The organism is Halalkalibacter alkalisediminis (assembly GCF_028610705.1).
Classification (GTDB): domain Bacteria; phylum Bacillota; class Bacilli; order Bacillales; family Bacillaceae_D; genus Halalkalibacter; species Halalkalibacter alkalisediminis.
Genome location: NZ_JAQQWT010000045.1, coordinates 1 through 20,121, shown reverse-complemented (window position 1 = coordinate 20,121; position 20,121 = coordinate 1). Strand labels below are relative to the sequence as shown.

Below are 20,121 nucleotides of genomic sequence, written 5' to 3'. Positions count from 1 at the left end.
GCTACTGTTATAATAAGACCATATAAAAAAAGGTCAACCAGAAATATTTTCTTATCTGGTTAACCTTATAATACGAAAGGGTGCGTTTCTTTAACAAGGAACGCATTTTTTATGTCAATGAAAAGGAAATTAATGTTAAACTAACATGGCAGTTTAGTAAAAAATCATATGCGCAATAACAAGGGGGAGATTACTTTTATGTTATGGATTATAACTCAAGATAAGAAAGTCTTAGTAAATGTTAAAGAAGTAACCGTAAAAGGCAATTTTATTGAAGGAGTTGTCAACAGAAGTTTTTTCGTCTACTGGAGTAAAGTATTAGGGAAATATGACACAAACGATAGAGCGAAAGAAGTAGTTGAAGAAATTTATTCGAAAATAGAACAAGGTAATAGTAGTATAATAACTTTTTCAATGCCAGCTAAATGATTTTTGCAATAGGAAAACCCCTAAGATAATGCTAATAAAACTGATGATCAGGATTAGAAAAATGAATGTTCCAAAAACCAAATTTGCGTCTTCAACTCTTTTTTCTCCTAACCGTCTTGATATGATAGAAGCTGCACCGATACCAACAGCACTTGATAATGTCATAACAATCAACATGACTGGAAATGCTACAGTCAATCCTGCAACCGCATCTACACCTTCTGCATATGAGATGAAAAAGATATCAACGACATTAAATAATGCCATAACAAATAGCCCGACCATCGCGGGAATCGATAAATTCCATAACAATTTCGATGGCTTTTCTGTCCTAAGTTTCTCACTCGTATTTAAAGTTTAGTTGTTACGTTTCAATTTTTATTCTCCTTATCGAAGTGTTCGTCAAGCAATGCTTGACGAACACTTCGTTTCATTACATTTCGCTAGCAAGCATGTGTGCAGCCGTTTCGTATCGAAAGAAGGGGGGAGTTGGGATTGATTTTGTCAGCTTTATATCATTATGGAAGCATTATCTATTAAGTATTAATCGAGTGTGCCAGGCACGCCTTGTATGATCGTGCAGAAAACTTTTCAAATGGCTTAGCCGCTGTAAACGTATTTAGAGGAACATATAAAAATGGATTTATTAACAAATAAGGTGTGATGGTCACTGAGATTGATGGTCCATTCTCTGCAGTGGTTAATTTACCAGACTTCTCGGCATTCAAAAATTTTGCGATTAGTATCAGAAGTAAGATGCTCTTCTGATATTAACCATTTACACTCCACTTAGAGCCCATAATTTGAGCCATGTAAGAACCGTCCTCATGCTTCTCTAAGATGAGTGGTTATTCGTTTTACGTCCTGCACCCTGACGTTTTTCCTTAATAGAAAGCACCCCAAGCAAGCCAATCATTGAAAAGATCACTGGAATGATGAAACCGTAGTAGTATCCATCACTCATACTGCCTAAAGCAACCTGAAAATGATCCAATACTTTGCCAAAAATACCTGGCAGCAATACAGCACTTAGAAATCCACCTGTATTTGCAAACCCGGAAACAATACCAGATTCAATTATTGGAAAAGATTGACGAACGACTGAAAAAGTTAAGGCACTTGCACCAAATCCGAAGCCAATTAAAAAGAAAAGCACAATGAGCATAACAAATGGTGGGTTCCCTTTAAATAAAAGGAAAGCTGACCAACTCAATAAAACAGTGACATGAACAACAACATAAAGGCATTTAATGGTTTCCAGCCGACTTGCGATCCAACTTGTTAGAGGAGCACCAATAAGAGCCCCAATCAGACCAATCATTATGAGTTGACTCGCATCTGAACGTGTCATGCCATACATATTCATCCCATAAGGCACTGCCCACGAACTGATAAATCCCACATATCCACCAACAACGCCAAAGTGACAAAAGAATAAAGCCCATGCCTGCCGATTCGAAAATATTCTTCGTAGTAAAACCAAGGTTTTTTCACGTGGTTGTTGTTTCTCATTTCTTACAGATACTGAATCATTAAGAAAGATTTGTTTTGGTTTTTTGATAAGTACAAAAAATAGGAGAATGCCAAGTATACATAATAGCAGTCCCGCCGAAAAAAATGCTGTCCTCCACCCAAGTAAGTCAATCCATGCGGAGAAAGGAACGGTCGCTAAAAGGAACCCAAGACTTCCTGTCATTCCCGCTAGGCCAATTAATCGAACAAACTCCTTTACTTTAAACCATTGGCTTAAGATTAATACCATATTGACCCATATGGTCGCATCCCCAATTCCCGTAAGTATTCTGGCAAAAAACAAGACAAATTCATGTGTACCAAGACTATAAATGATTGTGCCTATACCTGTAAGTATCGCACCTATAATCAGAAAGATATTGGGACCAAACCGATCAGCCAAAATCCCCATTGGAATTTGCAAACTAGTGTATACAAAAAATTGTATACTGGTCAGTAACCCAATCGTTGATGCTGTTACATGGAAATCCCTCATAAGCTGGTCTGTAATCAATCCCGGGGCGGTTCGTTGGCTTGACATTAATAAGTAAGTAAACAATACAGAAGCCAACACAACCCATCTGAATCTGCTATTTTGTTTGTCCAATTGCCTCTACTCCTGTTAGCTTTTTTCTATATATATAGATTTCCTGCAACGGTAATGATAACTTACTGAACAACCAAGCTACTTCATGTTTGGTTTGTAATAATCCTCTCGTTTTCGAGTTCGACCAAGCTATAGCACTTCTAGATTGTTATAAAATGTTGTTTTGGGTAAGTCTAACCAATGTGTATTTTAGAGGAAACAAATTATGAAACAAATCAAGATGTCAACTTCCCGCAGCTCGAGCCTCAAAAGAAAGAGAGGTGATGGGTTTGAAGGAATGGAAGATGAAAAAAGAGATAGAATAATTCAGCGTGAGGAACTTGGTTTTTCAACGTTAAAGTCTTTCCAAGTACTATACTTCCTTTTTTATTTATAAAGTTAGTCATGGTTGGGATTTTAGGCATAGAACAATAAAGTAATTTCACTTTATGATATAAAAAAAGAGCAAATACGCATGAATCTAACTAACATAGGGGTTCCTGAGTAGATGAAGCAAGGACATGGGGAGGAATTTTTGTACATACCCTGGGAGGTCTGTCAGATAAGCGAAACTTTAATCGTAAGCATCCCTGGAACGGATGTTGAACTAATAGAAGTCAGCAGAAGCCATAGTACCTGTTAAAGTGGGAAGGGATGAAAAACTAATACAAGTAAGTTAACTCTTTAACGTGGTTGGGAAAAGGAGCCATTGAAAGTACAATGTGTCCAGAATAAAAAAGTGGAGGAATAAGACCTATCTTGTATAAAGGAAGAAAGGTGAAATTAAACAACTTAATACAGATTTGTTTATAGGACTTCAACCAACTAGATATATTCTGACTGTCTCTTTGCCTCTGGTCAGGCTCTTTTCCCAACAGGTGCTTCTTAAATATTTTAGCAGCCGCAATCGTATGTACATGATGTGGCGGTTTTTTGTTGGATGAAGTAGGACTGTCAAACCGGTGAAATTTAATATGAAACAAGCTATTAATCAATTTAATTGGTAAAATGGTAAAAATAGGTTGTTATGAACAATAGAGTTATAGAAAGGACGTCCTCCCCATGTCAGAAAAACTAATAAGACTAGTCCGGATTATCAATCTCATTCAATCAAGTCCTGGGATTAAATCAAAGGAACTAGCAGACAGATGTGAAACAACGGAACGAACGATTTATAGAGATTTAGAGATTTTAAGTGCGGCACGAATACCGATTATGAGTGATGGGTACGGAAAGGGAAATCGTTTTGTCGGTAACTTTTCTCTTTATCCACTTGATTGGACAGAAGAGGAGGCGGTAGCGTTTGGGATGATGCCGAAGATTTTAGATCCGGTTAACCATCTTGTTCCACCGGACTTCTATACCGCCTATGAAAAGGTGATGGCGACTCATCAAAAGGAGAAGAAGGATTTAGAAGATGTTCTTCAGAAAATGGTATCCATCATTCAAATGGGGACACCCTCCTTTCAAGAAGAGCATTCCAACTTCCTCTCACCAGTCATTCATGCAATATTACATTCACAAACGATTGAGGTGGTCTATCACACACAAAGTCGTGACGTCACAACCAAACGTTTGCTTGATCCTTATTACTTAATTCCGAGAGACCATCGCTTCTATTTAATTGCGTATTGTCATGAGAAGAAAGGGTTTCGTACGTTTCGATTAAGCCGATTTCTTGAGGTGAAACAAACGGAGGAAACATTCACGAAACAAGACTTTAACCTGAAGGAATACTTCCAACACACATGGTCGATTATCCAAGGAACGGATAAGATTCACTTTAAGGTTATATTTAGTTCAAATGTGGCCCGTTACATAAAAGAAGAGGAACTTTTTGTGACACCGAAGCTCACGGAAAAGAAAGATGGAAGCTTGTTGTTTGAGGTGACATTGAACCATGACCGAGAATTTCTGCAATGGATCATGCAATACGGAATGGATGCAGAAATCATGGAACCCATTGAATACCGAGAAAAAATGAAACAGATGCTGGCCGATTGGTTAAAAAAATATCAATAAAACATTTGTTCGCTGACAATAAGTTGTCATTTCACTTTGTTATCCTATGAATGGAAATCACATTCAATAGGGGGAAAGGAAATGAAAAAAACAGGGAAATGGTTCATGTCAGCTGTAGTTGCAGCAATGATTGTAACTGGTTGTGGTGAGGAAGCAACGATTGAGAAGGTGGATGGAGAAACACAAACTTCAGAAACAGAGAAAGAAGTGAATTGGTTAGAGGAGAAGAACACTCTAACCGAAGAAGAGCAAATGATTAAGAGCTTTGTACAACATTTCTATACGACGGATGCGCAAGCGCGTGAACAAGCGATTGATGATTACATTCACCCGGATGTTCAACCGTTGTTTCATTTGATGAACGGGTTTACCGAAGAATCTGAGTTCACAACGATTGACTTAAATCAGTTTGCGATTATTGAATCAATGGAGCATGAAGAAGACGGAGAAACCGGGATTCTTACTCTTACTAGATTACAAGATGAAGACGGTAAGTTTGAAGAAATGTTGTTCTTTATTTACGAAGACAAACTAGGCTGGATCTTTAGCCCTACTGTTGAAGATGAAGAAATGCGTGATACGTATTATGAGTTGCGTACACTTCTATCAGCAGACACACCTCCAGAAGATCTGTTAGTTAAATATGGAGCGGAAGAAAGTCAAGAAGCCGAGGCTGCTTCATCAAAAGATAAAAATGAAGTTGGTACACGAAACAATCCACTGACAATTGGAGAACGGGTAACCCTTTCATATAACGACCTTTTTCAGGGGAATGTTAAATTAGACATTGAAATGCTAGAACTAATTAGTGGTGATGAAGCTTGGGATCTGGTTCGTAAAGGAAACCAATTTAATGATGAACCAGGGGACAATCAGGAGTATGTGTTAGCGAAGTTCCATGTGAAAGTACATGAAGTGGAGAATGAACCATTTGATTTAAATCATGCCCTATTTGACGCCGTAAGTTCAGGTGGGAATACATACGATGACTTTATTTCTGTCTCTGGATTAGAACCTGACTTATGGAATGAAATGTATGAAGGGGCCGAACGCGAAGGGTATACGTACTTCCTTATTGATAAGGATGATGAAGATCCGTTAGCAGCGTTTCAACGTCGTTCGGATGTAGAGGTGTGGTTTGAGTTGAGGTAGGGAGGGCTGTTTTTTTAGTGTGCAAGTTATATGGATATTTTTTTAAGGTTAAAGTCGCGAACTGTGAAGGTACTTGTGGCAAAACGCCATTCTAGACTCAAAAAAATTCATATAAGCATAAATATAGTAAAATAGACATCAGTAGGTGTTACTAGACAAAAAGTAGAGGCGTTTAATTTTGACTTTTATGTTTGATATATTTAAATCTTTCTTTAAAGGGATTGAATCATAGGACTAGAATCCTTTACTTCTTTTTATATGATGTTCCAGGGGTTATTCTTTTTAGGCTCTAATGACATAAAGAACGATATTCAACAAATTGGCGCTTTACTTCGAAATGGAGTAAACCAACTGATTTTGTGTTATTTAACCCCAACTACTAAACTCCAAGGAAGTAATGATTGATAAGATTAATGATTGCAAAACATTAACAAAAATGCCTTAAGGCTATAACGGCAGTTGGAATATAAAGCTATCTTTTGCTCAAAAGATAGCTCTGCAATAATTCTTATGAGTTTGTTCTTTAACTCTTCGTATAGATATCGATTTGGACATCGTAAATAAAGCTTCAAAAGCTATACTGAAGTGCATTGTTACTATTATCATATGTATTAAAGGTATAACCTGGATGTCAGGATATCGTAGATTGCTTCTTGTATTCTTGATCTCAACATACGAACATTATTAAAAATGCAAAGCATTGTCAACAAACCAATCTTTTAATTTAGCCTGCTCAATAGTTTTAACTTCCTCGCTATCCAAATTTAAAACAGTCTCTTCGTATAATCGATTTATAACTTCAACTCTTTCAGAACTACTTAATTCGTTAAATTCAATAATTGAATTTATCCTTGAGTAAATAGGCACTCCGAACTTTTAGTAATATCATCCTCGCTAATATAATTTGTCGTTAGAACAAATATACAATTATTAACATTGACGGAATAATTTAAATCATTGAACTTTCCTTCGTCAAAGATTTCATAAAAAGCGTTATAGAAGTTTGGATGTACTTTATCAAATTCATCAATAAGTACAATGTTTGATTCTCTTTGTAATAAATCTCTTGCAAATGATGATTTAGAATGTTTATCTCCAAATATATAATTTGCTGCCCCGTTAGATCTGCATCATTAGAGTATAAAAGAAAAGTGAAATGTAGATAAGGTATTCTTCTTCACTACAGTGTGGAAGAAATAAATCATTAAATAATTAATTACATATTGTAGTTTATTAAAGAAATATGTAATATATTGGAGGGATTGTAAAAAAGATTGTAGGAGAGTAGAGATGAAGAAATTTTTGGTTATTGCTGGTTTATTAATTCTTACATTGTTTTTATCAGTACAAGAGACATTCGCACACCCGGGGAGAACAGACAGTAATGGAGGGCACACTTGTAGAACGAACTGTGAGAAATGGGGATATAAAACTGGTGAGTATCACAAGCATAACGGAGGTACCAAGAATACAAGTTCAAGTACTAACACAACGGCACCCAAACCGAGCTATACGCAAGTAGATGTAGATAAGGGAAAAGTAGCTGGGGAAGCAAATGGTTTTGATGACGGATATAGTAGAGCTGCTAAAACTACTAATACTGATTCTGGTAATCAAGGCTTTAAGATCGGTTATGCTGCTGGTTATGAAGCTGGTTATAACGAAGGCCTTAAGAAAATAAGGGAAGAAGATAGGTTAGATGGAAGTAATCTAGGGAAAGAAGAAGGTAAAAGCACCTATAGAAAAAAAGGTGAAAATGAAGTGTCTTATCTTGATACAAAATCAGAAGATTGGAATGACGCATATAAAGAAGCATTTTTGAAAGCGTTTGAACGTGAAGAAAAGATCCATAGTTCTGAGATAGCAGGGTATGATCTCGGTTACAGTTTAGGAGAATTAATCATCCCAGAACATTTTTCAAACGATGAAGAATTAAAAAAATCTTTTGAAAAAAATTTCAAGAAAGGCCTTGATAAAAGAACCAAGGAAGAAAGTGAGAAAAACTTTAACCTAGGAAAAGAAAATGGTTACATTTTGAATGAGTCAACTATTTCAAGCATCGATACTAGATTTGAAGATTCATACAAAAACGGCTATGAAGAAGGCAAGTTAAACCGAAAAGAAGAAGTAATATCGGAAGGATATCATTCTGCCTTTGTTAACATTACTTTTATTGAACCAACCGATAGTGATCACGAAGAGATTTTAGAGTGGTATTTAGATGGTTATCAATCTAATGATGTAGCTCAACAAATTAAGGACACAGCACTTGAAAATGGTAGAACAAATTCTAAATATTTTATACCTGAACAATTTGAAATAAATGCCGACGCGATTGCACTTTATGATGAACTCTTTGAAGAAGGACAAGAGATGAGAGCAGCAGAAACGAAAACAAAAATGATGTATGCAGCCGGTTTAGGAATCCCACTTGGTGGTGTATCATTAGGGGTTTACTTTAAAAAAAGACGAAAGAAAACTAACGATTAATTACCATTATTGATTGCTTATATAAATATCAGTATGTTACTAGTTAAAAAGAATAATAATACAATATTAGGCGCTTATTCTTCTTCAAGAATAAGCGCTTTTTTCGACAGTTTTCTCGGTGAGTAAGGCCATGTTTTCATCCTGATTATTTAAGTTGCAAATATTTTTGATTTTTCTACTTATAAATACTGAGGTAAGTCAATTTGTGGCAGCGATCTAATGTATAATAGAAAAGTGATGGTACTAAAGGATCGAATCGATTGACTCAGGAATCATAAAATCACCTTGAAATATATAGTCAAGTCATAATTAAAGGTAAATAAGAGAGTTAGTAAGGAGTATATACAAATGACAGTCGAAAAAAAGCTAATAGTCAATTCAGACAAAGGAAACCTTTTAAATGAACTAACAAAATCAATCATAGAATGTGAGCAATTTTACTTTAGTGTAGCATTTATTAATTTCAGTGGTCTTCAGCTTTTATTAGACTCATTCAAAGAAGCTGATAAAAAAGGAATAAAAGGTAAAATCATTACCTCTACCTACTTAAATTTTACAGAATCAAAAGCACTTAAAAAGATTAATGATTTTAATAATATTGACCTGAAAGTATTTGTAACAGATAAAGAAATTGGTTTTCATACAAAGGCATATATCTTTGAGTATAAGGATCTTTTTAAAGTAATTATTGGTTCGTCTAATATTACACAAAGTGCTCTTAAAAGTAATATAGAGTGGAATGTAGAAATCATCTCAAAAGATGATGCAGCCTTTATTAAAGACGTCCTAAAAGAATATGATCATTTGTGGAATAGTAGTGTTGTTGCTGATGATGATTTTATTAGTAGATATGAAGAATTTCTAAGTAGATTAACTACTCCTAACATTACACACAATTTAATCTATGAGAATTCCGAGTACATAATTCCTAACCGTATGCAGAAAAGAGCGATGGAAAATTTAGAAAGAATCAGATCGTTTGGGGAAGATAAGGCTCTGGTTATTGCTGCTACTGGGACTGGTAAAACTTATATGTCTGCATTTGATGTGAAGAATTACAAACCTAGAAGAGTGCTTTTTATCGTTCATAGAGAAGAGATTCTTAAGAAAGCAAAAGAAACTTTTGAGCAACTGATTACGAACAGAGGGGTAACTCTCGGTCTATTGACAGGGAATCAGAAACAAAAGGGTGCAGACTATGTGTTTTCGACGATTCAGACTCTGTCTAAATGCTATGATGAGTTCAAAATTGATGAATTTGATTATTTGATTATTGACGAGGCTCATCATGCAACTAGTCCCAGTTATCAATCAGTTTTGGATTATTTTAAACCGAAATTCACACTTGGCATGACAGCAACTCCAGAGCGGAGTGATCATAATAATGTTTTTGAGTTATTTAATAACAATGTCGCATTAGAAGTTCGTTTACATGATGCTTTAGAAGATGAGCTTGTTATTCCGTTCCACTATTTTGGGATTACGGATATTGAAGGAATTGACTTAAGCGATGTAGATATAGACGATGTTGCGGAAATAACGAAACGTTTAAAAGTTAACGAAAGAGTAGATTTCATTATTGAGAATATGAACTTCTACAGTCATGATGGAGAAAAAAGAAAGTGTCTAGGCTTTTGTGCAAGTGTAGAACATGCTAAATACATGGCAGCAGAATTTAATAGTAGAGGCTATAAGAGTATCTGCTTATCTGGTGAAGATTCAGTTGAACTACGGTCTCAATATATGAATAGACTTGAAAATGATTTGGATGAATTAGAATTTATCTTTACAGTAGACATCTTTAATGAGGGTGTTGATATTCCTTCTGTCAATCAGGTTTTAATGCTTAGACCTACTAATTCTCCGATTGTTTTTATTCAACAGTTAGGGCGAGGCTTGCGAAAACATAAAAGCAAGAGTTTTTTGACCGTACTCGATTTTATCGGGAACCATAGTAAAACGTTTTTAATAGCAATCGCGTTAAATGGAAGTCGTTACTATGATAAAGAAAGCTTGAAAGTTGCTATTGCCACAGGGTTTGCTAACATTCCTGGTGCTACACATATTCAAATGGATAAAATCTCACAAGAAAGAATTCTGGAGCAAATTGATCAAGAAAATTTTAATTCGATGAAATATTTGAAAGAAGAATATTTTGAATTTAAAAAGATGAATCAGGGATATATTCCTTATTATTTAGTTGATTATTTAAAATTCGATGGCGCACCTGATCCAGTAAAGTTTATTGATCGAGAGAAAACTTACTTACAATTTGTTGCAAAAGTAGAAAGAGACGATCACTTGAAGGCTCTATTGAGTAATGATGCTTTTGAAGGTGCACTTAAAGAATTATCAGGTAAGCTTCCACTAAAAAGGATCAATGAATTTGTTATTATTAAATATCTTTTAATTAATGATGAGATTGCAGTTGACGAGGCGAAACATGAGATTCTAAAGTTCGTTAAGGAAATAGATGAAGATAGTGTGTTACATGCTTTTGAGTGTTTAAATCAAGATTATTATGATAGTGTTCAAAAGAAAAGCAGGCTGAAACTATTTCATTTTAGCGAGGGTTTGCTGTTTAAAACAGAAGAATTTAATGCGGTACTAGTCAATGAGGAATTCCGTAAGTATATTGAGGACATTGTCACATATGGCATCTTCCGATATGAGAAGGAATTCAATAATGAATACTACGGTGTTCCTCATTTTAAACTCTTTGAACAATATCAAATGATTGATGCGGCGTTACTTTCTAATTATCGTAAAATCCATACTGCATTTAGAGGGTCTGGATTGTTAGCGAATGGAAATGATTATTTCTTATTTATCGACCTTCATAAAGAAGAGGATATAAAGGAAAGTATCAATTATAAAGATAAATTTATTGATCAGAACTTCTTCCAATGGCAAACACCGAATAGCACAAATCAAACATCTGATAGAGGGAGAAATATCATTTATAATCGTGAAAGAGGTATTAACCTCCATTTGTTTGTTCGTAAATATAAAGAGATTGATGGTAAGGTGGAACCTTATATTTATATTGGAAAAGGTAATGCTGTTGAGTTCGAAGGAGAAAAACCAATAACCGTTAAACTAGAGTTAGAAACGGAGATTCCTACAAGGGTATATACTGAGTTTGTAAAAAAAGTATAGTCTTCTCATTTGAGAAGACTATTTTTCGTTGATTAATTGTTCAACTGCTGGAATGTCAGCAGGAGCCCATTTTAAAGATTCAAGATTTTCTCGTTTAATCCAGATTAGTTTTGAGTGTTCATTAGCTACTGGAGTCCCTGTAACAATTTTGGCTTTAATGGAGATTAGGTTAATAGTGAAATTATCGTATTCGTGGGTATTATCATTGAATAAATCAATGGTTTCAACCTCGCATTGTAATTCCTCATTAATTTCTCTTATAAGCGCGGTATAGATATCTTCGTCTTTCTCTACTTTTCCACCTGGAAACTCCCACATGTTTGGAATCGCCATTTCGGGAGATCTTAGGGCACATAGGATTTCATTTTGCTCATTTTCTATGATGGCTGCTACTACTTTAACTATTTTTTTCAAGGTAATCCTCCTAAATTCTATGTATATACATTCATATTATCATTTTTAGAATTATTAGTGTTAATAAAACAGCAATAGATCAATGTAACCAGTAAATATGTTATAATTAGTAAAAAATTACAGTGAGGGTTCAACCAATGATCATCTACAACAAACCATCATCTGAATTCCTAAATCACATATACGAAAACAAAATCGGTTACGTTCTAAAAGAAAATGTCTTAGCAAAAATGAATAAAGTCGTATCAGACAGTGAGTTGAGATCTTGGGAAAATTCACTTCCACAAATGGCAAAGATTCTACGTGATGCGGACTTAAAAGAAGATACTCATGTGTTATTAGAGTATAAATTGCCTTCCACAGAGAAAAGAATTGATTTCTTTATTACGGGACATGACTGGAAAGGAAAGAGAAATGCGCTTATTGTTGAACTAAAGCAGTGGCAAAGAGCAAAAGCTGCAGAAGGGGATGGCATTGTTCAGACATTTTTGGGTGGGAGAGAACGAGAAACAGTCCATCCATCTTATCAAGCCTCTTCCTATAAACGATATCTTCAAAATTTTAACGAATCTCTTTATACAGATTCGACTATTCAATTAAATTCCTGTGCTTATTTACATAATTATATTGAAGATCGAGTGAAAGAGCCGTTGTTGAGTGAACAGTATCGAAAGTATTTAATGGATTCGCCAATTTACTTTCAATTTGATGACAGGAAACTGGCGAAAGATATTCATGAACAGGTATCAGAAGGTAATGGGAAAGAGATCGCCGAAGAGATTGAACAAGGTAAGATACGTCCTTCGAAAAAGTTAGTTGAGACGGTTAAGTCATTGATTGAAGGAAATGAAGAGTTTGTCTTGCTAGATGAGCAAAAAGTTGCTTATGAAAAAGTAAGAATGAAATACAATCAAATGAAAACGAAGACAGACATGAAACATGTGATCATTATTAAGGGTGGACCAGGAACAGGCAAGTCCGTTATTGGACTGAATCTAATGAGTTATATGCTAGATAGTGGTGCTGTTGCGGAGTATATTACACCTAATCAAGCTTTCCGAGAAATATTGAGAAAGAAACTAATTGGTAGATCCGGACATGTTGAGGTAAGGGATTTATTTAAGGGGTCAGCATCATATGTACATGCGCCTGAAGATTATTATGATGTATTAATCTGTGATGAAGCTCATCGTTTAAAAGAACATGGTCATATGAAAAAGAAGATAGAGGGCGAAAACCAAGCAACACAAATTATCAGATCGAGCAAGGTGAGTGTATTTTTCGTGGATGACAGGCAAGTGATATCGAAAAAGGATATTGGTAGCTTTGATGTGATTCAGGAAGAAGCGAAGAAAGCTGGGCCGGATGTTCATGTAGTTGAATTAGGTTCACAGTTTCGTTGTTCAGGGTCTGGTAACTATATTAGCTGGTTAGATCATTTGCTTGATATTGGAGGAGAGGCCACGCAACTGGAAGGTGATTTTGACTTTCAGGTTGTATCGAATCCTCAAGAATTAGTCAATGAGATTGTGGATAAACGTGGTGGTAGAATATTAGCTGGATACGCTTGGGATTGGAATAAAAAGCTTATAGATGGTGAGTTACCAAAGGATGTTGTTGTGGAAGAATTTGATTTTGCGATGCCTTGGAACGACCCGAATCGTATTGATTGGGCGATTCATCAAGATTGTTCGTATCAAATTGGTTGTATTCATACAGTTCAAGGTCTTGAGATGGATTATGCGGGTGTTATTATTGGGAAGGACTTAGGATATGATGAGGAATCAGATTCTATCATTGTGAGAAGAGAAGAATTTAAAGATAAAGGTGCTAGACCAGCTAAACCTAAAAAAGGACAAACAGATCCCTTAATTGATCTTGTGAGAAATACGTATAAAACGTTGATGACAAGAGGAATGAAAGGTTGCTATGTGTATTGTTGTGATGAGGGGTTGGCTCGGTATATTAGGAAGCATATGTAAGGAGCGAGGAGCATGGTATTTTTCCGTGCTCTTGTTCATTTATTTTGCGTCACTACTGTAGAAAGGATGACCTATGTGCCTACATATAACAAACTTGTAAGAGATCGAATTCCTGAAATTATTCAGAAGACGGGGAAGAATTTTCGGAGGGATGTATTAGATGCACGTACATATGAGAAGGAATTAAAAGTGAAGCTGCAAGAAGAAGTAGAGGAGCTTTTACGAGCATCAACTAAGGAAGAGTTAGTGGAAGAGATGGCTGATTTGATGGAAGTGGTCTATGCACTTGGACAGTATGCTGGAGTGGAACCAAGTGAAATTGAGCGTGTACGAGAGGATAAACTTGCAAATCGTGGTGGATTTAAGGAGAGAATATTTTTGATTGATGTAGAAGATGATTAATTCAACTAAACAACTTTAGTAGGATTAAAATAAAGAAAGGCTACTGGTACGAGTAGCTCAAAAGGTAGTTGAAGGGTGGAGGTTAGATGAGTCATAAGTTAAAAGTAGGTGAGCTGAGAGAGTCGTACTTAACTGATGAGGAAATTTGGAGAATATTTACGATTGTATTATCCAGTAAATCAGTTAAGTCGTCTACGTATAAATATGCTCTAATTAAAGCCCTAATAGAAAACCTATATCAGGTTAATGAGCGGTTTGAACTGACATACGATCAGCTGGCATTTTCTTTTACCAAAATTTATTGGAACTTAATTGTCCAGCACGATTTAATAAAGCAAAACAGAGGGAAAAATGCAAGAGTTGTTACGATTATTAAAGAGGCACAGAGCAAGTACGGAATTCCCTCTCAATTCATATTCGATAAAATAGATGAACAGTTGCAAGTTAAACTTGTTAGTAAAGTCAAAGCGACAATGAAAGAAAATGTTTATGGAGCGCTATATGGCGATACAAGAGGAAGTTTCTATGCATTTGATCATAAAAAAGAATTCTTTAAGTTAAATCCTGCAGTCCATAGCTTTATGTTGAACTATCAAAGGCTTATTGTGAATCTTACGAATTACCATATGGCTGTAATGATTGAAGAATTAAATGAAGTCCCAAGTATTAATTATCTCCTTGGGAAGGTAGAAAGTATTGCAAAACGTTCAACCCTACGCCCCTTTGAAAGGCTTTTACTTAATCATTACGAAGCAAGCTGTTTCTACTGTGAAAAGGGACTATCAGGTAAAAAGGGAGAAACGCATGTTGATCATTTTATCCCATGGTCGTTCGTACAATCAGATCATATTTGGAACCTTGTTCTATCTTGTAATAAGTGTAATAGCTCAAAAAGTGACAAACTACCGAAAAAGGATTTCCTTGAGAACATCATTAATCGAAATGAAGATTTAAGTGATAAAAAAGATGATGTTACTATTACAAAGATGATGATGAATTATAAAGATAAGAAAATTATTATGCTTTATGATTATTCTATTAAAAATGGGTTTGATACGATTTGGAGTCCTTAATAGTAAGACGAGCGAGCAAGAGGGGATCAGCTGCAGCGCCTTGATTCAAAGGGGAGGAGTTACCTCAGGAAGAATCCTCATGTGTTTGTGGAAGTGAAGAATGGTGTAAGGCTTGCGGATAAGAGGGTCATGCCGAATGAGGGACTGAAGATTAAAAAAGCGCTCACTTATGATACGACCGAAAACCGCTATGTGAAATGGATGATGTCGAGACTTGTCGATAAACTGGAGTATTTGTATGGGAAGTTGACGAATCAAAAATGGCGCAAGGTTGAGGCGGATTTGGAGCTTTTGGATCAAGTGAAAGAGATGATTCAGAAGCTGAAAGTCAAAAGGAAGAATCCGTTTTGGAAAGAAGTTGGGGTGTTCAACCGTTCGGTGATGAGTCTTGTGTTGCAAATGGCACCTGGATACCGTGATGCGTTTCAAATCTATTTAACGGTGTCAAAAGGCCTTGCGCTGCAGGGTAAGATCTATCAAATGTCGGTAAAGGATGTCGCAGAGCTCTATGAGTGTTGGACGTTTTTGAAGCTGGGACAACTATTGCGTAGGAAATATATACACGTTAGTCAAGATATTGTCAAGGTCAATCGGGATGGGTTGTTTGTGCGGTTAGATACGAATCAATCCGCGAAACGAGTGTTCAAGCATCCAGTAACAGATGAGAAAATTGTCTTAACGTATCAAATGGTGGAGAAAAATCCGACGACCACGCAAAAGCCAGATAGTGTCTTAAGTATCGAAAAGAAAGGGAAGGACTATTCCTTTAACTATGTGTTTGATGCGAAGTACCGGATTGATTTTGCGGTGGAGGATAGCTTTTATGGGAATCGCTATCAAACGCCTGGTCCATTAGAAGAGGATATTAATACGATGCATCGCTACAGGGATTCGATTGTGGCGAGGCAGGAAGGACCCTATGAGCGAACGGCCTTTGGGGCGTATGTGTTGTTTCCGTGGGCAGATGAATCGGTGTATCAGGAGCATTATTTTTATAAGAGCATTGATGAAGTGAATATTGGGGGCTTGCCGTTTTTGCCGTCAGCTACGGATTTGGTGGAGCAGTTTCTTGAGAGGTTAATCGAAAAGAGTCCAGAAGAGATTCAAGAGGAAGGCATTTTGCCGAGAGGGACGAGGGAAGAATGGGTTTCTTCTTTGAATGAGAAAGTGTTGTTAGGGGTTGTGTCGACGGAGGAGCAGTATCGTCGGTGTAGGCAAGAGACTGTTTATGTACTGGATTCCGAACAACTGAAGACTGGCTGGCAGGAAGCGGAGTATGTGGCTTTGTATGTGAGTAAAGAGGCTGGCGTTGGTTGGAATGGTGTGCGGAATTACGGACAGGTGAAGGATGTTACGGTAGGGGATGATGGTGAGGTTCGATTGACGGTGGAGTCATGGATGAACCTTCCGGATGTGATTAAGCCTGTGAATTACGGCATTGCGGGGTATGCGATGACGACACTAGCTCAGTTGAAGGAAGCGAAGGAATTGCCGGAGTTGTTTATGAAGTCGAAGGATGAGTTGACGGTTTGGCGGATGCTGAGAAGGGTGTCGGACCGGGTGAAGGTGGAGCTCAATTCGGAGCAGTTAGATAAGGCGAGTGGGGTTGAGAGGTATCGGTTTAAGGATGTGGAGGTTAGGATGAACGGGGCGGAAGATCGGTTTGAGATTGTGAAGGGTGAGGTTTGCCTGGAGATTGGGTATGAGGAGTTGAAGAGGAAGCCGAGTGGGGTGTTTCGGGAGGTAATAGAAATGATGGTAAGGTGATGGTCTTCGGGGAACCTATGAGAGTGGCTCCCCTCCTTTCTTGCAAAGAAATACAAAAGGACTCAGCAGCACAACGCTTCTGAGTTCTTTGTATCTAATTAGGATTAAGGCAGGTGCTTTTTTGGGAATACGTTCATGACAGACGTTTCTTTTTTTAGAATAGCTATCAGGTGAATAGCTCATTCTAACTAGTAACTTTGGACGTCAAGGGGGGAATTTCTATGAGTGACAGTACTTTGAGCAGTCTTATTAGCTACGTACATTCAACTGATTTTTGTGAAATGTGTGCTAACTTCAACATTAAAATCGACCTCTCTCATAAAAGCATTAAACAATTAGAAGAAGAAGTACCACAACTATATAGATCGGTTGAAGACGATTTAAAACCCAAACTTGCTATTTTATTCGGTGTTTATTATGGAGAAGTCTTGAAAAAAATGTTTGATGGAACGGTAGAGTGGGGCTCCTATTATCCAGTTGAACCGGACAGGACTGAGTTAAGAATCATAAATGAAGAAGTGGAAGTGATTCTTCGTCCCGTATTAGCCATAAAAGACTGTGTGTATAAAGGAGAGTCCTTGGCCAAGCATATAAAATCGATTGAAGATATAGTGAACTCAAATTAACTAAAATGCAAATGGCAAATGCTCTGTAGGCAAAGTGATATAGGGTTAGTTAAAATCAGCTTGGATATTCCGTATTGGGTAGGCTGCGGAATATGAAGATTGAACAATTGAATGGAAATAAAGGCAATTGAATTTTTTGTTTCCTTGATCGTACGACCTTTAAGTCACCTTCCTTTTTTATTTTTTCTCCAACATACAATCGTGCTTTGTAAAGTTATTGCTCGGTGCCGCTCCTAAGGTTCCGTGATGGTCTTCATACATCGCTTTTACTTCTTGAACACTCATATCTTCATGCATGGACAACTTCTGTCCGAAATTAAATGTTCCATACTCATTTCCCATTTGGCTTTCTGGTTCCATCGCTAATGCATTTCCAGTTCCTACTACTAATAATGATACTGTTAGGGCAGTTAGAACGATTGCTTTCATTCGTTATCATCTCCTTTTTATTTTCTAATTTAAGAATAGAAGTAAAATATGAAGGAAGTATGTGGAAAGATTGACGAGAAAGAGAACTTACTGAAAGAATGCTCTATTCATGACAGAGAGGTTCGGATGTAGAGAGGTTAAAAGTTAATATGAAATCCACTAAGAACACTGGCCGATTGAATAGGTTATATATTTTTCTCCAAAGTTATGTCGGATAGATGATATTATGATTTTATAACATTGTGGTTTCCGAGTGATGATACAGATTGTTAAAACGAGCTAGGAGGAGGAAGAGAAGGATGAAAACGGAGATATCTACTAGTAAGAAGTTGATTAGGGAGTACATTAATCAGTATAAGCGTCGTGGTTTTATTGAGTGGAGAGATGTGGGGCAAGCGGTAGTGGGAGCAGAGATGATTTTAGAAAAAGCTCATGGGAAAATGATAGCAGGTGATACGGAAAGCGCAGTGTTGCTATGTAAAGCGGTGTTATCAATTGTTGTTGATATGCTCCAGTACTGTGATGACTCAAGCGGAATTGTGGGAGGTTTGATCGAGGGAAGCTTAGAGATCATGGATGAATCCGTTTCGATGGGCATGTATCAATTATCGGACCGTGAACAACGGAAGATTTTTTCTGCCATCTTAAAAGAAGCGCAAAACAAACGCTATGACGGGTGGAGTGATTGGTCAGTAAAGTTATTGAGGATCTGTATTTCTTTTTCTAATAACCCCGTTTTAAGGGCAAAACTTGAAGAACATCTTAACAGCATGCTCGAAAACCTCCCGGATTCCTCTTGGAGTTCAGATTATCATCGTAAAGAATTAAAACGACTTCAACTTGAGATGATAGAACGTTATGACACTGAGGAAAAGGCACAAGAGTTTATAAACGCTAATATTACGTACAGTACTTTTAGAGAAATGGCGATAGCATCTCATATGGAAGCAGGCGAGTTTTCTGATGTGATTAAGCTTTGTAACGAAGGGGAGAAATTAAATAAAGAGTACCCTGGACTCGTTCGATCATGGAAAAAATATCGATTTCAGGCCTGTGAGGCGCTGGGTGATGTAGAAGGTCAAAGGAAACTTGCGTTAGATTTAATATATAATGGCGACTTTGGTTATTATTCTAAATTAAAAGGACTGTATCAGCCAATTGAGTGGAGTGAAGTCCTCGGAGAGATTCTTACCACGTTCGAGAAACAATCTTCTCCTTCTTCAGTTTATTTAGAAATTATAAAAACAGAAAATATGAAGGGGAAGTTACTCCAGTACTGTGAGCGTCACCTCTTTTCTATAGAAGATCTTTATCCTTATTTAGTTGAAGATTATCTTGAAGAAGTGATTGAACTATTTAAAACTCTAATCCTAACGGAGGCTGAACGGGCGAGCAATCGAAAACAATATAAAAAGGTAGGTTATTTGATCCAAAGGTTCCAAAAGGTATGTGGCGACATTCAAGCACAGAAAGTAATCAACTCCTTAATGCAGCAATATATCAAAAGACCAGCTTTTGTGGACGAGCTTGGGAAGTTAGTGTGAGATTAATTAGGTTCAGTGGAGGTGATGGACGGGTAGTCACAATCGCTGTGAACTTGGATAGGTAGTAGATCTCTATTTATGTTATTAAAATAGGATTGAACGATTAAATAGGTAGAAAAGAGGGAGTCAACTGTTTTTGGAACTGTTGATTTTTTTCTTTGTTGCTTATGTTTTTGAAGTGTGATAGATTAATAAACCTAGCCGCAAAAATTAGTTCAAAATTAATTCTTGCGTAGAATTATTAATCATGTTATAGTATTACTTGTCGCCGTTAACGACTGATTGTTTCGTAGCGAATTGCGAAAATAACTTTTTTAAAAAAGTTGTTGCGCGGAATGATTCGTTGTGTTATGATATTAAATGTCGCTAACGAAGTGACACAATAGTTCTTTGAAAACTGAACAAAAGCCAAGCGAAAAGAGAAAACATGATTTTCTCGTCAATTTTAAGTGATTTCGTAAAATCACAATGAAGTATCGTTAGCGATACAGTTTGAGCACAAATCAAACACTTTTATGGAGAGTTTGATCCTGG

16 protein-coding genes and 1 pseudogene are annotated in these 20,121 nt (G+C 36.6%); 12 read left to right on the top strand and 5 right to left on the bottom strand.

Annotated features, from left to right (window positions below; genetic code table 11):
* The first annotated feature begins 198 nt into the window (after positions 1–198).
* The gene (locus tag PQ474_RS23570; RefSeq protein ID WP_273848022.1) at positions 199–429 is read left to right on the top strand and encodes a hypothetical protein; all 231 of its coding nucleotides are present in this window, start codon (positions 199–201) and stop codon (positions 427–429) included.
* Here the strand turns inward: PQ474_RS23570 and PQ474_RS23565 are convergent.
* Both PQ474_RS23565 and PQ474_RS23560 read right to left on the bottom strand, forming a co-directional pair.
* Entirely contained in the window at positions 412–741 is a 330-nt protein-coding gene (locus PQ474_RS23565; protein WP_273848021.1) for an MATE family efflux transporter, read from the bottom strand. The two genes, PQ474_RS23570 and PQ474_RS23565, sit on opposite strands and share 18 nt — an antisense overlap.
* A gap of 523 nt (positions 742–1,264) precedes the next feature.
* Positions 1,265–2,548, bottom strand: a complete 1,284-nt coding sequence (locus PQ474_RS23560; RefSeq protein ID WP_273848020.1) for an MFS transporter — start codon at positions 2,546–2,548, stop codon at positions 1,265–1,267.
* Positions 2,549–3,589: 1,041 nt separating this feature from the next.
* Between PQ474_RS23560 and PQ474_RS23555 the strand changes: the two genes are divergently transcribed.
* Both PQ474_RS23555 and PQ474_RS23550 read left to right on the top strand, forming a co-directional pair.
* Positions 3,590–4,549: a helix-turn-helix transcriptional regulator gene (locus PQ474_RS23555; RefSeq protein ID WP_273848019.1), complete on the top strand. Its 960-nt coding sequence runs from the start codon at positions 3,590–3,592 to the stop codon at positions 4,547–4,549.
* Between the two features lie 81 nt (positions 4,550–4,630).
* Positions 4,631–5,701 carry a hypothetical protein gene (locus PQ474_RS23550; RefSeq protein ID WP_273848018.1) on the top strand — a complete coding sequence of 357 codons (1,071 nt, stop codon included), beginning with the start codon at positions 4,631–4,633 and terminating at the stop codon, positions 5,699–5,701.
* An 845-nt stretch (positions 5,702–6,546) separates the two neighbouring features.
* Here the strand turns inward: PQ474_RS23550 and PQ474_RS26725 are convergent.
* Positions 6,547–6,804, bottom strand: a complete 258-nt coding sequence (locus PQ474_RS26725; RefSeq protein ID WP_390187008.1) for an AAA family ATPase — start codon at positions 6,802–6,804, stop codon at positions 6,547–6,549.
* A gap of 187 nt (positions 6,805–6,991) precedes the next feature.
* Here PQ474_RS26725 and PQ474_RS23545 point away from each other — a divergent pair, with 187 nt between their 5' ends.
* Both PQ474_RS23545 and PQ474_RS23540 read left to right on the top strand, forming a co-directional pair.
* Complete coding sequence (locus tag PQ474_RS23545; protein WP_273848017.1) at positions 6,992–8,191, top strand: YHYH domain-containing protein; 1,200 nt, start codon at positions 6,992–6,994, stop codon at positions 8,189–8,191.
* 348 nt (positions 8,192–8,539) lie between these two features.
* Positions 8,540–11,350 (top strand): DEAD/DEAH box helicase, encoded by a 2,811-nt coding sequence (locus tag PQ474_RS23540; protein ID WP_273848016.1) that lies wholly within the window; start codon positions 8,540–8,542, stop codon positions 11,348–11,350.
* 18 nt (positions 11,351–11,368) lie between these two features.
* Here the strand turns inward: PQ474_RS23540 and PQ474_RS23535 are convergent, their stop codons facing one another.
* A complete protein-coding gene (locus PQ474_RS23535) occupies positions 11,369–11,764 on the bottom strand; it encodes a (deoxy)nucleoside triphosphate pyrophosphohydrolase (RefSeq protein ID WP_273848015.1) in 396 nt (131 codons plus the stop codon).
* A gap of 137 nt (positions 11,765–11,901) precedes the next feature.
* On the opposite strand from PQ474_RS23535, the gene PQ474_RS23530 reads away from it, so the two are divergent.
* From PQ474_RS23530 to PQ474_RS23505, 6 genes and pseudogenes are all read left to right on the top strand, one after another.
* Entirely contained in the window at positions 11,902–13,746 is a 1,845-nt protein-coding gene (locus PQ474_RS23530) for a DUF2075 domain-containing protein (protein ID WP_273848014.1), read from the top strand.
* A 75-nt stretch (positions 13,747–13,821) separates the two neighbouring features.
* Entirely contained in the window at positions 13,822–14,148 is a 327-nt protein-coding gene (locus PQ474_RS23525; protein WP_273848024.1) for a nucleoside triphosphate pyrophosphohydrolase, read from the top strand.
* Positions 14,149–14,234: 86 nt separating this feature from the next.
* A complete protein-coding gene (locus PQ474_RS23520; RefSeq protein WP_273848013.1) occupies positions 14,235–15,221 on the top strand; it encodes an HNH endonuclease in 987 nt (328 codons plus the stop codon).
* 21 nt (positions 15,222–15,242) lie between these two features.
* A pseudogene (locus PQ474_RS23515) lies at positions 15,243–15,644 on the top strand (DUF2357 domain-containing protein); the annotation flags it as partial.
* Positions 15,621–16,988 (top strand): nuclease domain-containing protein, encoded by a 1,368-nt coding sequence (locus PQ474_RS23510; RefSeq protein WP_337956401.1) that lies wholly within the window; start codon positions 15,621–15,623, stop codon positions 16,986–16,988. The pseudogene PQ474_RS23515 and the gene PQ474_RS23510, both read left to right, overlap by 24 nt.
* 221 nt (positions 16,989–17,209) lie before the next feature.
* The gene (locus tag PQ474_RS23505) at positions 17,210–17,614 is read left to right on the top strand and encodes a hypothetical protein (RefSeq protein ID WP_273848012.1); all 405 of its coding nucleotides are present in this window, start codon (positions 17,210–17,212) and stop codon (positions 17,612–17,614) included.
* 177 nt (positions 17,615–17,791) lie between these two features.
* Here the strand turns inward: PQ474_RS23505 and PQ474_RS23500 are convergent, their stop codons facing one another.
* Positions 17,792–18,043 (bottom strand): hypothetical protein, encoded by a 252-nt coding sequence (locus PQ474_RS23500; protein WP_273848011.1) that lies wholly within the window; start codon positions 18,041–18,043, stop codon positions 17,792–17,794.
* Between the two features lie 299 nt (positions 18,044–18,342).
* Between PQ474_RS23500 and PQ474_RS23495 the strand changes: the two genes are divergently transcribed.
* Positions 18,343–19,587 carry a hypothetical protein gene (locus tag PQ474_RS23495; RefSeq protein ID WP_273848010.1) on the top strand — a complete coding sequence of 415 codons (1,245 nt, stop codon included), beginning with the start codon at positions 18,343–18,345 and terminating at the stop codon, positions 19,585–19,587.
* Positions 19,588–20,121: the final 534 nt, after the last annotated feature.

Excerpts from the sequence above, each read along its gene's own strand:
- PQ474_RS23520 (WP_273848013.1), top strand. The coding sequence starts at position 14,235 with ATGAGTCATAAGTTAAAAGTAGGTGAGCTGAGAGAGTCGTACTTAACT.
- PQ474_RS23570 (WP_273848022.1), top strand. The coding sequence starts at position 199 with ATGTTATGGATTATAACTCAAGATAAGAAAGTCTTAGTAAATGTTAAA.
- PQ474_RS23505 (WP_273848012.1), top strand. The coding sequence starts at position 17,210 with ATGAGTGACAGTACTTTGAGCAGTCTTATTAGCTACGTACATTCAACT.
- PQ474_RS23545 (WP_273848017.1), top strand. The coding sequence starts at position 6,992 with ATGAAGAAATTTTTGGTTATTGCTGGTTTATTAATTCTTACATTGTTT.
- PQ474_RS23540 (WP_273848016.1), top strand. The coding sequence starts at position 8,540 with ATGACAGTCGAAAAAAAGCTAATAGTCAATTCAGACAAAGGAAACCTT.
- PQ474_RS23530 (WP_273848014.1), top strand. The coding sequence starts at position 11,902 with ATGATCATCTACAACAAACCATCATCTGAATTCCTAAATCACATATAC.
- PQ474_RS23550 (WP_273848018.1), top strand. The coding sequence starts at position 4,631 with ATGAAAAAAACAGGGAAATGGTTCATGTCAGCTGTAGTTGCAGCAATG.
- PQ474_RS23555 (WP_273848019.1), top strand. The coding sequence starts at position 3,590 with ATGTCAGAAAAACTAATAAGACTAGTCCGGATTATCAATCTCATTCAA.
- PQ474_RS23500 (WP_273848011.1), bottom strand. The coding sequence starts at position 18,043 with ATGAAAGCAATCGTTCTAACTGCCCTAACAGTATCATTATTAGTAGTA.
- PQ474_RS23510 (WP_337956401.1), top strand. The coding sequence starts at position 15,621 with ATGGCACCTGGATACCGTGATGCGTTTCAAATCTATTTAACGGTGTCA.
- PQ474_RS23495 (WP_273848010.1), top strand. The coding sequence starts at position 18,343 with ATGAAAACGGAGATATCTACTAGTAAGAAGTTGATTAGGGAGTACATT.